Source organism: Flavobacterium phragmitis (assembly GCF_900112575.1).
GTDB classification, from domain to species: Bacteria; Bacteroidota; Bacteroidia; order Flavobacteriales; family Flavobacteriaceae; genus Flavobacterium; species Flavobacterium phragmitis.
Genome location: NZ_FOMH01000001.1, coordinates 71,769 through 86,438 on the forward strand (window position 1 = coordinate 71,769; position 14,670 = coordinate 86,438).

12 protein-coding genes are annotated in these 14,670 nt (G+C 34.5%); 10 read left to right on the top strand and 2 right to left on the bottom strand.

Annotation, left to right across the window (positions count from 1 at the left end; translation table 11 throughout):
* Positions 1-4 precede the first annotated feature (4 nt).
* The 9 genes from BM289_RS00350 to BM289_RS00390 all read left to right on the top strand — a co-directional run bounded on the left by BM289_RS00350 (position 5) and on the right by BM289_RS00390 (position 11,973).
* A complete protein-coding gene (locus tag BM289_RS00350; protein ID WP_167365361.1) occupies positions 5-2,401 on the top strand; it encodes a M28 family peptidase in 2,397 nt (798 codons plus the stop codon).
* A gap of 164 nt (positions 2,402-2,565) precedes the next feature.
* Positions 2,566-3,381 (top strand): NAD-dependent epimerase/dehydratase family protein, encoded by an 816-nt coding sequence (locus BM289_RS00355; RefSeq protein WP_091489763.1) that lies wholly within the window; start codon positions 2,566-2,568, stop codon positions 3,379-3,381.
* Positions 3,382-3,517: 136 nt separating this feature from the next.
* A complete protein-coding gene (locus BM289_RS00360) occupies positions 3,518-3,994 on the top strand; it encodes a methylated-DNA--[protein]-cysteine S-methyltransferase (RefSeq protein ID WP_091489766.1) in 477 nt (158 codons plus the stop codon).
* A 205-nt stretch (positions 3,995-4,199) separates the two neighbouring features.
* Positions 4,200-4,913: a 3'-5' exonuclease gene (locus tag BM289_RS00365; protein WP_091489769.1), complete on the top strand. Its 714-nt coding sequence runs from the start codon at positions 4,200-4,202 to the stop codon at positions 4,911-4,913.
* An 89-nt stretch (positions 4,914-5,002) separates the two neighbouring features.
* The gene (locus tag BM289_RS00370) at positions 5,003-6,076 is read left to right on the top strand and encodes a winged helix DNA-binding domain-containing protein (protein ID WP_091489771.1); all 1,074 of its coding nucleotides are present in this window, start codon (positions 5,003-5,005) and stop codon (positions 6,074-6,076) included.
* A 110-nt stretch (positions 6,077-6,186) separates the two neighbouring features.
* Positions 6,187-7,626, top strand: a complete 1,440-nt coding sequence (locus BM289_RS00375) for a nucleoside recognition domain-containing protein (protein ID WP_091489774.1) — start codon at positions 6,187-6,189, stop codon at positions 7,624-7,626.
* 1,457 nt (positions 7,627-9,083) lie between these two features.
* Positions 9,084-9,545, top strand: coding sequence for an IS200/IS605 family transposase (gene tnpA, locus BM289_RS00380; RefSeq protein ID WP_091489775.1), 462 nt, complete (start codon positions 9,084-9,086; stop codon positions 9,543-9,545).
* A gap of 4 nt (positions 9,546-9,549) precedes the next feature.
* Positions 9,550-10,296 (top strand): hypothetical protein, encoded by a 747-nt coding sequence (locus BM289_RS00385; RefSeq protein WP_091489778.1) that lies wholly within the window; start codon positions 9,550-9,552, stop codon positions 10,294-10,296.
* Between the two features lie 72 nt (positions 10,297-10,368).
* Positions 10,369-11,973, top strand: coding sequence for a fumarate hydratase (locus tag BM289_RS00390; RefSeq protein ID WP_091489781.1), 1,605 nt, complete (start codon positions 10,369-10,371; stop codon positions 11,971-11,973).
* Positions 11,974-12,104: 131 nt separating this feature from the next.
* On the opposite strand, the gene BM289_RS00395 is transcribed toward BM289_RS00390, so the two are convergent.
* Complete coding sequence (locus tag BM289_RS00395; RefSeq protein WP_091489783.1) at positions 12,105-12,605, bottom strand: PAS domain-containing protein; 501 nt, start codon at positions 12,603-12,605, stop codon at positions 12,105-12,107.
* A 102-nt stretch (positions 12,606-12,707) separates the two neighbouring features.
* A complete protein-coding gene (gene dinB, locus BM289_RS00400) occupies positions 12,708-13,790 on the bottom strand; it encodes a DNA polymerase IV (RefSeq protein ID WP_091489786.1) in 1,083 nt (360 codons plus the stop codon).
* A gap of 139 nt (positions 13,791-13,929) precedes the next feature.
* Here dinB and BM289_RS00405 point away from each other — a divergent pair, with 139 nt between their 5' ends.
* Positions 13,930-14,664 (top strand): metallophosphoesterase family protein, encoded by a 735-nt coding sequence (locus BM289_RS00405; protein WP_091489788.1) that lies wholly within the window; start codon positions 13,930-13,932, stop codon positions 14,662-14,664.
* The last annotated feature ends 6 nt before the right edge of the window (positions 14,665-14,670 follow it).

Genomic DNA, 14,670 nt, shown 5'->3' on the forward strand with positions numbered 1-14,670 from the left:
AACCATGAGAAAAAACCAAACCTCAATTCTAGCCATTGCCTGTGTCTTAGCTCTGCTGGGCATTATCTACGCCACCATGATGCCGCAAGGAATCAGTAAAGATGACGAAGCACTCGCAGAATTCTCAACCGAAAGGGCTTTAAACCAAGTCGAAATAATTGCGCAGAAACCACATTACGTCGGATCGACAAATCATGAACTGGTTGCTAATTATTTAAAACTTGAATTAAACAGAATCGGTTTAGAAACTAGTGTTCAAGAAGGTTATACTTTAAATGACAGAGGCCTTTTAGTAAAATCTAAAAATATTTTAGCCAGAATAAAAGGAACCAACAATACCAAAGCGCTTTTACTTCTTTCTCATTACGACAGTGCTCCACATTCTTTCTCAAAAGGAGCAAGCGACGACGCTTCGGGTGTCGCAACCATTTTAGAAGGTGTTCGTGCCTTTTTATATTCTAAACATCCTCAGAAAAACGACATTATCATATTATTTTCAGATGCCGAAGAATTAGGTTTAAACGGCGCTACTCTTTTCGTAAATAAGCATCCCTGGGCAAAAGATGTTGGAGTAGTTTTAAATTTTGAAGCCCGCGGAAGTTCTGGACCAAGCTATATGTTAATGGAAACTACGAAAGGAAATGAAGCAATGGTTCAAGCTTTTTCTAATGCTAAAACTTCTCATCCTGTTTCCAATTCATTGATGTACAGCATCTACAAAATGCTTCCAAATGATACCGATTTAACTGTTTTTAGAGAACAAGGAAATATTCAGGGTTACAATTTTGCATTTATAGACGGACATTTCAACTATCATACTCAACAGGACGATGTTCAGCATTTAAGCAAAACTACCTTAGCACATCAGGGCACTTACATCATGCCTTTATTGAAATACCTGACTAATATTGATTTAACTAAAACAGAATCTACTGAAGATAATGTTTACTTTAGTGCTCCGTTTTCATTCATAAGTTATCCTTTTTCATGGGTAATGCCAATGACATTAATCGCTTTTGGATTATTGGCTTTGTTTATTTTTATCGGAAAAGTAAAAAGAATCATCACTTTCAGAGAAATATTCAGAGGTTTTGTACCTCTTTTGGGATCTATAATAATTGCTGGTTTAGTAACGTTTTTAGGATGGAAACTGATTCTGGAAATTTATCCTCAATATTCTGATCTTTTAAACGGATTTACCTATAACGGACACGCTTACATTGGTGCTTTTGTCACTTTAAGTATTGCGATTTGTTTTGCTTTCTACCACCATTTTTCTGAAGCTAAAATTACCATGAACCATTTTGTGGCTCCACTTTTACTTTGGATTATCATTAATGGATTTTTAGCCAACAGCTTAACAGGCGCAGGATTTTTAATCATTCCTGTTTATTTTGGAATTCTGTTATTCGGAATATTTGTTTTCACACAGCATTACAGTTTAGGTGTAAATCTGCTTTTCAGCATTCCGGCTTTAGCTATCATTGCTCCGTTTATCGTAATGTTTCCTGTTGGTTTAGGTCTTAAAATCTTATTTGGAAGTGCTATTTTAACCGTTTTACTTTTTGGATTATTATTGCCAATATTTGGAGATTTTGCCCGAAAAGGAATTTGGACTGTTGTTTTCTTCCTTACTTCTATTGGATTTTTCATCTACGCAGGATATCATTCCGGTTATGAACCTGGCAAAGCCAAATCAAACAGTTTATTGTATGTTTATAATGCCGACAACAATTCTGCCGTATGGACAACTTATGACAAAAACCTTGACGATTGGACAAAATCTTATGTAGGCGAAAAGAATCAAAAAGCAGTGGGTTTAAATTCACTTCCATTGGCAAGTAAATACAATACCACATTTACTTACAGCGCTATCGCACCAGTTGTGGATGTTCCTAAACCAACAATTCAGTTTTTAAGAGACAGCGTTATTGGAAATAATCGATATCTGAAAATCAGAATCACGCCAAACAGAAGAGTAAACCGTTACGATATCTACGCCAATCCAAAAATGACGTTTTATAACTTTAAAGCAAATGGTGTTTCAGAATCTCGAGCAAAAACCAACAAACTGGAACGTGAGGACAGTAAAATTCTTTGCTACTATGTTGTAGGCAACGAACCGTTGGAAATGGAATTCTACATCAACAAATCGTCTATTTTTGATATGGATTTAATTGAAAGCTCATTTGATTTAATGTCGAATCCACTTCTAAACGTTAAACCAAGAGAAAACTGGATGATGCCGACTCCTTTTGTTTTAAATGATGCTGTATTAATTCAGCAGAAATTAAAAAGATATGTCGCTCCCGTAAAACCAATTGAAACAGCTCCTGTTGTAGATAGTTTGGCTATTTCTAAAGACAGTATAAAACCGGTTCCGGTTGCAACACCAGAATAAAACAGTAAAGGCAGATTTTTTTAAGTCTGCCTTTTTTATTTTACGCTCCCGATAACTATCGGGATCAAAAGATTTGAGCAGATAAAAAATCTTTTTTAATCCTTTAATCTGTGGCTAAAAATCTTTACAACTCTTGTACCTTTGTCTCTCTGAACCTCAAAAAAATGACACAAATAAGCATATTAGGCTGTGGCTGGCTTGGATTTCCTCTAGCAAAAAGGCTAATCGAAAAAGGATATTCTGTAAACGGATCCACAACTTCTGAAAACAAACTTTCAATATTAGAAAATGCTGGAATAAAGCCCTTTTTAGTTGCGCTTGAAAGTGAAAGTATCTCAGAATCTATAATTGATTTTTTAGCAGAGAGCAAAATCTTAATAATTGACATTCCGCCTAAGTTACGAAGTGAAAACACTGATTCTGAAAAGAAAGTTTTTGTAGAGAAAATCAAAAACCTGATTCCGTTTATAGAAAAATCCGCAATTGAAAAAGTACTTTTTATAAGTTCTACTTCTGTTTATGGAGATGACAATAACTTGGTTACAGAAGAAACCGTTCCAAATCCGGAAACAGAAAGTGGTAAACAATTACTTTTAGCGGAAGCTTTACTTCAAAACAATCCTAACTTCGAAACTACAATTCTACGTTTTGGAGGATTAATTGGAGAAGATCGTCATCCTGTCAAATTTTTGGCTGGAAAAGAAAATATTGAAAACCCGGATGCTCCAGTGAATCTAATTCATCAGAAAGATTGTATTGGCATAATTGAAGAAATCATAAAACAGTCAAAGTGGAATGAGATTTTTAATGCTGTTGCATCTTTTCATCCAACAAGAGAGGAATATTATACACAAAAAGCAAAAGATTTAAATCTGGTTGTACCGAAATTCAACAATAAAAAATCAAACATTAAAAAGACTATTTCTAGCGGAAAAATTGAGATAATTTTAAACTATCAATTTAAGTTGGAGAATTATTAAACCATATAAGTTATATAAGTTCATTTAAAAAGGCTTTCCAAAAAAAACAAAATCTTAAATTGCTTATATAACTTACATGGTTTAAAAAAACTTTGCGAACTTTGCGCTAAACTTAGCGTCTTTGCGTTAAAAAATTATGGAAACAGTTTACATCAACTCCCCTTTAGGAATCACCAAAATTATTGGAGATGAAAATGGCATTGCCGTAATTTCTGTTTCTGATGTTGGCACAAACGAGGTTTCCCAGACTATTCCAGCGGTTTTACAAGAAGCAGTTTCACAGTTAAATGAATATTTCGAAGGCAAAAGAACCGATTTTGACCTCAAACTTAATCCACAAGGAACCGAATTTCAGCAGAAAGTCTGGAAATCATTATTGGAAATTCCATACGGAAAAACGGTGAGTTACATGGATCAAACCAAAAAACTAGGCGACGTCAAAGCTATTCGGGCGGTTGCTTCGGCAAATGGTAAAAACCCGCTTTGGATTGTGATTCCCTGCCACAGAGTTATCGGAACAAACGGATCACTAACAGGATATGCAGGCGGATTGTCCCGCAAGAAATGGCTTCTGGAACACGAAAATCCATCTGCTCAGCAAAGTTTGTTTTAATTTTTTTTTTAGCCACGAATTACACCAATTATCACTAATTTTCTTTTACTCAATTCTTTTCAACAAAAATTGATTTATTTTTAAAATAAGATAATTCATTCATTTTTTCTTTATGATAGGATATAAGAATTGAAATTAGTGTAAATTTATATGGAATAAAAAATTAGTGCAATTCGTGTAATTCGTGGCAAACCCAAGTAAAATTATGATTGAAAAAATAAATCTCAACAACATTCTCTTTCTTGATATAGAAACCGTTCCGGAAGAAGAAAACTTCAATTCGCTTGACGCGGAAATGCAGTCACTTTGGGATTTGAAAACACAATACCAGCGAAAAGACGAATTCTCTCCAGAAGAATTTTACGAACGTGCAGGAATCTGGGCCGAATTTGGAAAAATTATCTGTATCTCTGTCGGTTTTTTTACCATCAAAGGAGATGTTCGAAACTTTAGGGTTACTTCTTTTTTTGGTGACGAAAAGAAAATCTTAAAAGACTTTTCTAATCTGATCAACAATCATTTTAATCAGCCACAGCATTTGTTATGCGGACATAATTCCAAAGAATTTGATATTCCGTTTATAGCAAGAAGAATGATTATTAATCAAATGCCAATTCCGGATAAACTGAATCTATTTGGAAAAAAACCTTGGGAAATTCCACATCTCGATACTTTAGAATTATGGAAGTTTGGCGATTATAAGCATTTTACTTCTCTAAAACTGCTGACTAAGATTCTCGGAGTTCCATCGCCAAAAGGCGATATTGACGGAAGTCAGGTTGCCCACGTTTATTACGTTGAAAAAGATATTGACCGAATTATAACATACTGCGAGAAAGATACTATTGCCGTTGCTCAGATATTTCTTCGTTTAAGAAGAGAAGATTTGCTGATTGATGACGAGATTATTCATGTTTGATTTTTTAGGTACAAAGATTCAAAGTTGCAAAGGGACAAAGATTTTTACATGAACTTATATAACTTATATGGTTTAAAATAATTCTGATTATGATTCATTCTGAAATTTCACATCATCGTATGACTGCCCAAAAATTGTTTAAAACAACTCAATGCTCACCACAAGAAGTTGTAAAACATTTTGGTGCGATGCAAGCGCAGGATTATGCTATGGCAAAATGGGCTGTTGGATCCCGATGTGATGCTTCTGAAAAAGAAATTGAAGAAGCGGTAAATTCAGGACAGATTATTCGAACTCATATACTGCGTCCAACCTGGCATTTTGTTTCTGCAGATGATATTTATTGGATGTTGGATATTTCGGCTCCCCAAATAAAAAGATTAGCCGTTTCTGGAGCTAAAAAATTTGATGTCGATCTTAAAAAGCTCGATCAGTTTAATACCAAAATTGAAAAACTATTATCTGGAAACAATCATTTGACGAGAGAAGAAATTATGCAGGAACTTGATGTCAAAAAAACTTCTAAAGAAGATTTTCTCGCCGCCGCCATTATGATGAATGCAGAATTGGAAGGTTTGGTCTGCAACGGAAGAATGAACGGCAAACAAATTACGTATGCTTTACTTGAAGAACGTGTCGAAAAACCAAAAACAAAACTGACTAAAGAAGATGGTGTCGCCAAATTGGCTCAACGCTATTTTGAGAGTCATGGCCCGGCAACTTTGCTCGATTTTTCATGGTGGTCCGGTTTTTCTCCAACAATTTGCAAGTCAGCTATTGATGCAATTGAGTTGCAGTTAAACCATATTACTATTGACAATCAGACATTTTGGTTCGGAAAAAATTATAAAGAGGAGAATCTCTTTCACGAAAGCGTCCATTTTCTTCCTGCTTTCGATGAGATATTAATTTCGTATAAAACCCGCGAAGTTTCCTTTTCAGGAGATCATCAATCCAAAACTTTTACTAATAATGGCATCTTTAAACCGATCATTTTAGAAAATGGAAAAGTAATTGGAATCTGGAAAAGAACCATTAAGAAAGATCACATCAAAATTGAAACGGAGTTTTTTAATGAGACAGAAAGTTCTAAAAAAGAAGTTTTGTTTGAAGGAATTAAAGCTTTTGAAAACTATATAGGAACTAAAATTGTGATTGAATAAATTGCATTTTATCTTCAATATTATTGTTTTTCATGAACACTTCTCGTTTGACTACTAAAATCTTTATGCTTATTATTGCTAAATAATTACATTTACAAAAAATTATAGTTATGGTATTGAGCAGATTTTGGTTAGTTATTTTTATTTCTTCAATTATTTTTATTGTAGCCAGTTTATTTACTGCCAATACATATACTATTGATTCTGTTTTAAATGGAAAGAAAGACGATCCTATTTTAGTTTCCGAAAAGTACGTTGAAGAACTTCCTGCTTTTATCAAAGACAGCATTACGAAAGCACCAGATCAAACCATGATCGTTAATCGTGATACGCTAAATGCCGACACGACTTATGTTTATAAAAACAAAACCGTAAAAATTTTCAGCGGACTTCAGAAATCTGATGGCTTACTGCCGACTTGTAAAAGCACTTTAGTCGATTTGATTTTACCACTTATTGCCTATTTAGCCTTTTTTTGCGGATTAATGGAACTTTTAATTATTTCTGGAGCATCCGGAAATCTGGCAAAAGCTTTAAGTCCTGTTTTCGTAAAAGTTTTTCCAAGTATTCCGAAAAATCACCCTTCGATTTCCTACATGACCTTAAACTTTGCCGCCAATTTCCTCGGATTGGATTCAGCTGCAACTCCATTCGGACTTAAGGCCATGGAAAGTTTACAGGAAATAAATCCTGATAAAGACAAAGCCAGTGATGCGCAGATTATGTTTATGTGTCTTCATGCTTCCGGTTTAACATTAATTGCCACTTCAATTATTGGTTATCGTGCAGCTGCAAACGCCAGTAATCCAGCCGATGTAATGCTTCCATGTATCATCACTTCATTCATTGGTACAATCGCCGCTTTCTTAATTGTGGGAATCAAACAAAAAATTAATTTCAAAAGTGCTTCACTTCTTATTGGTTTAATGGGTTTAATTGCTGCCATAGTTGGTTTATTGATGTATGTTAATCATTTAGATCTTATTGGAAAAAACTATTTTACTTCTAATCTTTCTGGGTTGATATTATTAACAATTATCGTTTTCACTCTGATTTTTTCTTTCAGACATGAACAAAAATTCAAAGATGCTAATACAACAGTTTTTGATACTTTCGTAGTCGGAGCAAATAATGGTGTTAAAACGGGTGTTACTATTTTTCCTTATGTTTTAGGAATGTTAGTTGCCATTTCATTATTCAGAAACAGCGGTTTGTTTGAAATTATCAGTGACGGAATCGGGTTTGTATTTTCAAATATGGGTGTAAGCAAAGAAATAACTAATGCTTTGCCAGTTGCTATGCTTCGTCCGTTTAGCTCTGCCGGCTCTCGTGGATTCTTAATTGATTCGATGAATACTTTTGGTGCCGATTCTTTAACGGCTAGATTGAGCAGTATTTTCCAATGTAGCGCCGAAAGTACGTTTTATGTAATTGCAGTTTATTTTGGCTCTGTAAATATCAAAAATACACGTTATGCTTTAGGCACAATGCTTTTGGTTGATTTGATTTGTGTGATTACAGCGATTTTTGTGGCGACTTGGTTTTTTTAATTTGAAAGAAAATGAACCGATCCTACGGATCTTTTTACTAAACCTAATTTTCATAACCGGATTAAAATCCAGCCCTACAATATTTGGTCGAGCCGATGGCTCTTTTCTAAATCGAATTGAAATTCAATCGAATAACATTAAATTGGCTTAATTCGTTGTAAAGTTCCGAAGCAACGATTCTATTTTGTAGCAACGGATTTCAATCCGTTGATGATAATGACCGACATTCCATAAGTTCCGTAGGAACGGTACATTTTAGCGATTCTAACATTTAGAAAAAATGATATAAAAATGGGTCGATCCTACGGATCTTTTTACTAAACCTAATTTTCATAACCAGATTAAAATCCGGTCCTACAATATTTGGTCTAGCCAATGGCTCTTTTCTAAATCGAATTGAAATTCAACCGAATAACATTAAATCGGTTTAATTCGTTGTAAAGTTCCGAAGCAACGATTCTATTTTGTAGCAACGGATTTCAATCCGTTGATGATAATGACCGACATTCCATAAGTTCCTTAGGAACGGTAAATTTTAGCGATTCTAATATTTAGAAAAAACGATATAAAATGAACCGATCCTACGGATCTTTTTACTAAACCTAATTTCCATAACCGGATTAAAATCCGGCCCTACAATATTTGGTCGAGCCGATGGCTCTTTTTTAAATCGGATTAAAATTCAATCGAATAAGATTAAATCGGCTTAATTTTCTGTAAAAGTTCCGAAGGAACGACGTATTTTGTAGCAACGGATTTTAATCCGTTGATGATAATGACCGACACTCCATAAGTTCCGTAGGAACGGTACATTTTAACGATTCTAATATTTAGAAAAAACGATACAAAATGGGTCGATCCTACGGATCTTTTACTAAACCTAATTTCCATAACTGGATTAAAATCCGGCCCTACAATATTTGGTCGAGCCGATGGCTCTTTTTTAAATCGGATTAAAATTCAATCGAATAACATTAAATCGGCTTAATTTGCTGTAAAGTTCCAAAGGAACGATTCTATCTTGTAGCAACGGATTTTAATCCGTTGATGATAATGACCGCATTTCTATAAGTTCCGTAGTAGGAATGGTACATTTTAGCGATTCTAACATTTAGAAAAAAAGATATAAAATGGGTCGATCCTACGGATCTTTTTACTAAACCTAATTTCCATAACCGGATTAAAATCCGGCCCTACAATATTTGGTCGAGCCGATGGCTCTTTTTTAAATCGGATTGAAAAACAATCGAATAAGATTACATCGGCTTAATTTCGTTGTAAAGTCCCAAAGGAACGATTCCATTTTGTAGCAACGGATTTCAATCCGTTGACGATAATGACCGCATTTCTACAAGTTCCGTAGGAACGAATGATATTCATTACAAAAAAAGAAAGTCAAATATTACAAAAAATATCTTCTTTTCAATTAATATTCGTTCTTTAGCCAGAAAACTAAAATGGCAAACACATACCATCAAATTTATATTCAGGTTGTTTTCGCTGTAAAATATAGAGATGCTCTAATTGAGGAGAAATGGAGATCGAAATTACTAGGTGTAATTGGAAATCTGATTAATGAAACAGGATGTAAAACAATTATCGTTAATGGTGTTGAAGATCATGTTCATTGTCTTTTAGGATTAAAACCAACAATTACAATTTCAGAATTAATGAAAACAGTAAAGGCAAAGTCATCTAAATACATAAACGACAATACATTGACAAAATCCAAATTCTCCTGGCAGGAAGGTTACGGCGTTTTCTCTTACAGTCAATCTCAAATTGATTCTGTGTATAAATACATTCAAAATCAAAAAGAGCATCACAAAAAACAAAGCTTTAATGAGGAATATTTAAATTTTCTGAATAAATTTAGCATCCAATACGATGAAAAATTTATTTTTGAAAATCTAAAATAATACCATGAAAACCCCAATTTTCTTTTCCCTGCTACTTTTAATCGGATGCCAAAACAAACCTACTAATTCAGAAGCTATTGCAGAGTTACCAGTACCGCAAGAAATTGCAATGATAACAAATGATGATGCTGCGGATGAACGCGCTCTTCGAACGGATACGATTTATCTTTCAGAAGATAAAGACAGCCCAATTACACATGTTTTGGCCAATCTTGTCGATCTAAAGGCCGATCAGGACAGCATAATGACTTCTAAATTCAGATTGGATTTTTATCAAAACAAGAACAAATTGATTTCTTCTAAAGTGGTCATCAAAAATTATGAGAAAGGATCAGAATGGGGAGGCTCGATTGGCTTAACCAATACTTCTCATAAAAATTCTCCTTTTATTCAATTAGGTTTTGGATATCCTGCCTGCGGTTATGTACATGAAAACTATTTGTATTATTTCAAAAACAGTTCCTTACAGCTTGTTCATCAATGGAATACCATGTCAGATAGCGGTTGGGGAAATTGGCTGGAAATTGTAAATCCATCCAATGCTTCCGATCCAAAATCTTTTTATTGCAAAACTGTTGCATTTGTTCCTGCGGATGATGATGAAAATATGGACATGGGTGTTCTTAGTCATTCAGATTCAATTGGTTTCGAATTAAAAGGAAACCAATGGAGCAAGAAATTACTTTCGGCAAAAGACAAAGCCTACTTTCAAAAAAAGATGACTTTTGATCAATTCAACAGTACCGAATAAAACTGTGTAGAAGGTCTTATTCAAATTCTTTCTTAGGTAAATAATTTCTAAATTTGTAAAAAAAACAAAGCAATGATTGATTTTATATACCAAGATCCTTATCCGATCTTAAAGGACGATACACAGTATCGCAAAATCACCTCAGATTTTGTGAAAGTGGAGCAATTTGGAGAACGTGAAGTTTTAACTGTTGATCCAAAAGGTTTAGAGTTACTGGCTGAAGAAGCTTTAACGGATGTGTCTTTTATGCTTAGAACGACGCATTTGCAAAAACTAAGAAAAATTCTCGATGATCCAGAAGCTACAGACAACGATCGTTTCGTGGCTTATAACTTACTTCAAAATGCTTCTGTTGCTGCTGAAGGTCAGTTGCCGAGTTGTCAGGATACAGGAACGGCTATCGTAATGGCTAAAAAAGGAGAAAGCATCTTTACTGGTGTTGATGATGCTGAATGGTTAAGCCGAGGAATTTTTAATACTTACCAAAAAAGAAACTTACGTTATTCGCAGATTGTTCCTATTTCGATGTTTGAAGAAAAGAATTCAGGTTCAAATCTTCCCGCTCAAATCGATATTTATGCTAAAAAAGGAAGTTCTTATGATTTCTTGTTTATGGCAAAAGGAGGAGGATCTGCTAACAAAACGTATTTATACCAACAGACAAAATCTTTATTGAATGAAAAATCATTAGATGAATTCATTCGCACCAAAATCAAAGATTTAGGAACTTCTGCTTGTCCTCCATATCACTTAGCTTTAGTTATTGGTGGCACTTCTGCCGAAGCAAACTTAAGTGCTGTTAAAAAAGCTTCTGCAGGATATTATGACAATCTTCCAACATCTGGAAACATGGCTGGTCAGGCTTTTCGTGATCACGAATGGGAAGAAAGAGTTCAAAAAATCTGCCAGGAAAGTGCTATCGGAGCGCAATTTGGTGGAAAATATTTCACACATGACGTTCGTGTAATTCGTCTGCCTCGTCACGCCGCTTCTTGTCCGGTTGGATTGGGAGTTTCTTGTTCTGCGGATAGAAATATCAAAGGAAAAATTACTAAAGACGGAATCTTCGTTGAGCAATTAGAAGTAAATCCGAAACAATTTTTACCAGAGACAGCGCCACATTTAGAAGCACCTGTAGAAATTGACTTAGATCAGCCAATGGCCGATATTTTAGCCAAATTGTCTCAATATCCAGTTAAAACACGTTTAAAACTAAACGGAACTGTAATTGTTGCCCGAGATATTGCTCACGCCAAAATCAAAGAATTACTAGACGCTGGAAAACCAATGCCTGATTATTTCAAAAATCACCCAGTTTATTATGCTGGTCCTGCTAAAACACCAGAAGGAATGGCTTCTGGAAGTTTTGGCCCAACAACTGCTGGCCGTATGGACGTTTATGTAGATGAATTCCAGAAAAATGGTGGCAGTATGATTATGCTGGCGAAAGGAAACCGTACCAAACAAGTTACCGATGCCTGCAACAAATACGGCGGATTCTATTTAGGTTCTATCGGAGGGCCTGCTGCTATTTTGGCTCAAGACAATATTCTTAAAGTTGAAGTGGTTGATTTTGAAGAACTAGGAATGGAAGCCGTTCGTAAAATCACAGTGAAAGATTTTCCAGCATTTATTATTACAGATGACAAAGGGAATGATTTCTTTGCAAATCTATAAGAATGTTTTGCTTTTGCCACAAAGGCACTAAGACACAAAGTTTGTATATATTGAAAAACCGCCTATTTGGGCGGTTTTTTTTATTTCTTTTACTAAGCTTAAACTTAACGTCTTAGTGCCTTTGTGGCAAATCAAGCACTTAAGTCCTGTTTTTCAAAAGCTATAAAATGGGAAACTTCTCCTTTTAGATTATAAACTGGCGAAGCATCGATTTTACATTTATATGTTTTTCCGTTTTTTCGGTAGTTATCCAGTGTTTTTTCAAACGGAATTTTCTTTGCCAAAGCTTCTCTGATTTCTTTTAAAGTCTTTTTTGAAGTTGCAGGCCCTTGAAACATCTTTGGTGTTTTACCTAAAATTTCTTCTGCTTTGTAACCCGTCATTTTTTTGATGCCGCTTGACGCGAAAACTATTTTCAAATCCAAATCGGTAACCACAACAACTTCATGTTTAATTCTTTCATGAATATTCAGTTTCTTTTCATCCCAAACAAACTCATTCGAAATTTTGCTGACTCTCTCCAAATCAGAACTTAAGGCTTTAAGCTCATTCAGATATTCATAATGAAAATCCCAAGATAAGATTGGAACTGAATTTCGTTGCATTAAATCGTCAGAATTTTTATTTTTCATATTAAAACAATTCAGAAGATGAATGGATCTTTTTTCTCAAAGATACAAGAAAAACTCTGTTATAAAGAGCCTGAAATCTTAATATACGATTAAAATAGGTTGTCAAAATGTAAATTTTAACTGAACAGCAACTGCTTTTTTTACTTCGGTATTCAAATTACTTAATGAAATTCCAAGCAACCTAACAGAATCCTTCATTTTTTCCTGATATAACAATTCTTCTACGTTTTCCATAATCAGACTTTTATCCGAAATAAAATAAGGCAGTGTTTTACTTCTGGTCTGCTGTGAAAAATCGCTGTATTTTATCTTCAAAGTAATCGTTTTACCTGAAATATTGTGTCTTTTGAGTCGTTTTTCCAATGAAACTGCAATTCTTTCTAATTGTTCCATCATAAAAATCTCTGAAGAAAGATTGACATCAAAAGTATGTTCAGCTGCTACAGATTTTGTAATTCTGGATGATTTTACTTCGCTGTTATGAATGCCGCGGACTACGTTGTAATAAAAAGCTCCCGATTTTCCGAAGTGTTTTTCCAGAAACTCTAATGATTTACTTTTTAAATCAGTTCCGGTAAAGATACCAAGCTGATACATTTTTTCGGTTGTTACCTTTCCTACTCCATAAAACTTGCGAATCGGCAACTCTTCCAAAAAAGCTTCAACTTCATCTGGATTTACCGTTTTTTGTCCATTGGGTTTATTATAATCACTTGCAATTTTGGCCACAAATTTATTAATGGAAATACCTGCAGAAGCAGTTAAACCAACTTCACTGAGAATTCTTGATCTAATTTCTTGAGCTAAAAGACTTGCACTTGGGTTTCCTATTTTATTCTGCGTAACATCCAAATACGCTTCGTCAAGCGAAAGAGGCTCAACTAAGTCAGTGTATTCATGAAAAATTTTATGAATTTTAGATGAAATCTCTTTATAACGGTCAAATCTTGGTCGGACAAAAATAATTTCGGGACAATATTTTTTAGCCAAAACTCCGCTGATGGCACTTCGAACACCAAATTTACGAGCTTCATAACTTGCTGCCGAAACCACTCCTCTATTTTCTGAACCGCCAACAGCAACAGGTTTTCCTCTTAATTCAGGATTGTCCATCTGTTCTACCGACGCGTAAAAAGCATCCATATCGATGTGAATAATTTTGCGATATGTTGTTGTTTCAGACATATTGCAAATTTACAGAGGAAAAGCAATAAAAAACGTTGTAAATAGTTATAAATCATATCAATTTTTAAAGAATACAAATTCAATGAGTGCAAACCAATTATTCTTTTTATTTTTGTTCTTCTACTCCAAAAATTAAATAATGCGAACATTTGTTATAGGTGACATTCACGGCGGATTACTTGCGCTTGAACAAGTGATTGAAAGAGCCAAAGTTACCACTGAAGATACTCTAATTTTTTTGGGCGATTATGTGGACGGCTGGAGTCAGTCTGTTGAAGTAATCGACTATTTGATTGATTTAAAAAGCAAACAAAACTGTGTTTTCATTAGAGGAAACCATGATCAGCTGGCACTAGACTGGCTGGAAGAAAGACATGATGATTTTGATGAAGAAATGTGGTACAAACATGGCGGAAAAGCCACTGTTGAAGGTTATGCTAAAATCTCTGAAGAGAAAAAACAAACTCATATCGAATTTCTAGAAAATCTTCAGGATTATTACCTTGATGATCAAAACCGTCTATTTGTTCATGCAGGATTTACCAATTTAAATGGCGTAAAATGGGAATATTTTTCTAAGCTTTTTTATTGGGACAGAACGCTTTGGGAGACTGCTCTTTCTTTGGATCCAAAATTAAAAGAAGACGATATAAACTATCCAAAGAGATTTACCGTTTATAAAGAAGTTTACATTGGACATACTCCGGTAACACGAATCGGACAAACTATTCCTGTAAACAAAGCTTGTGTCTGGAATGTCGATACAGGCGCGGCATTTAGAGGCCCACTTACCATTTTGGATATCAACACCAAAGAATACTGGCAAAGCGAACCATTAAACGAATTATATTTTAACGAAAAAGGTAGGAATTAATTTATT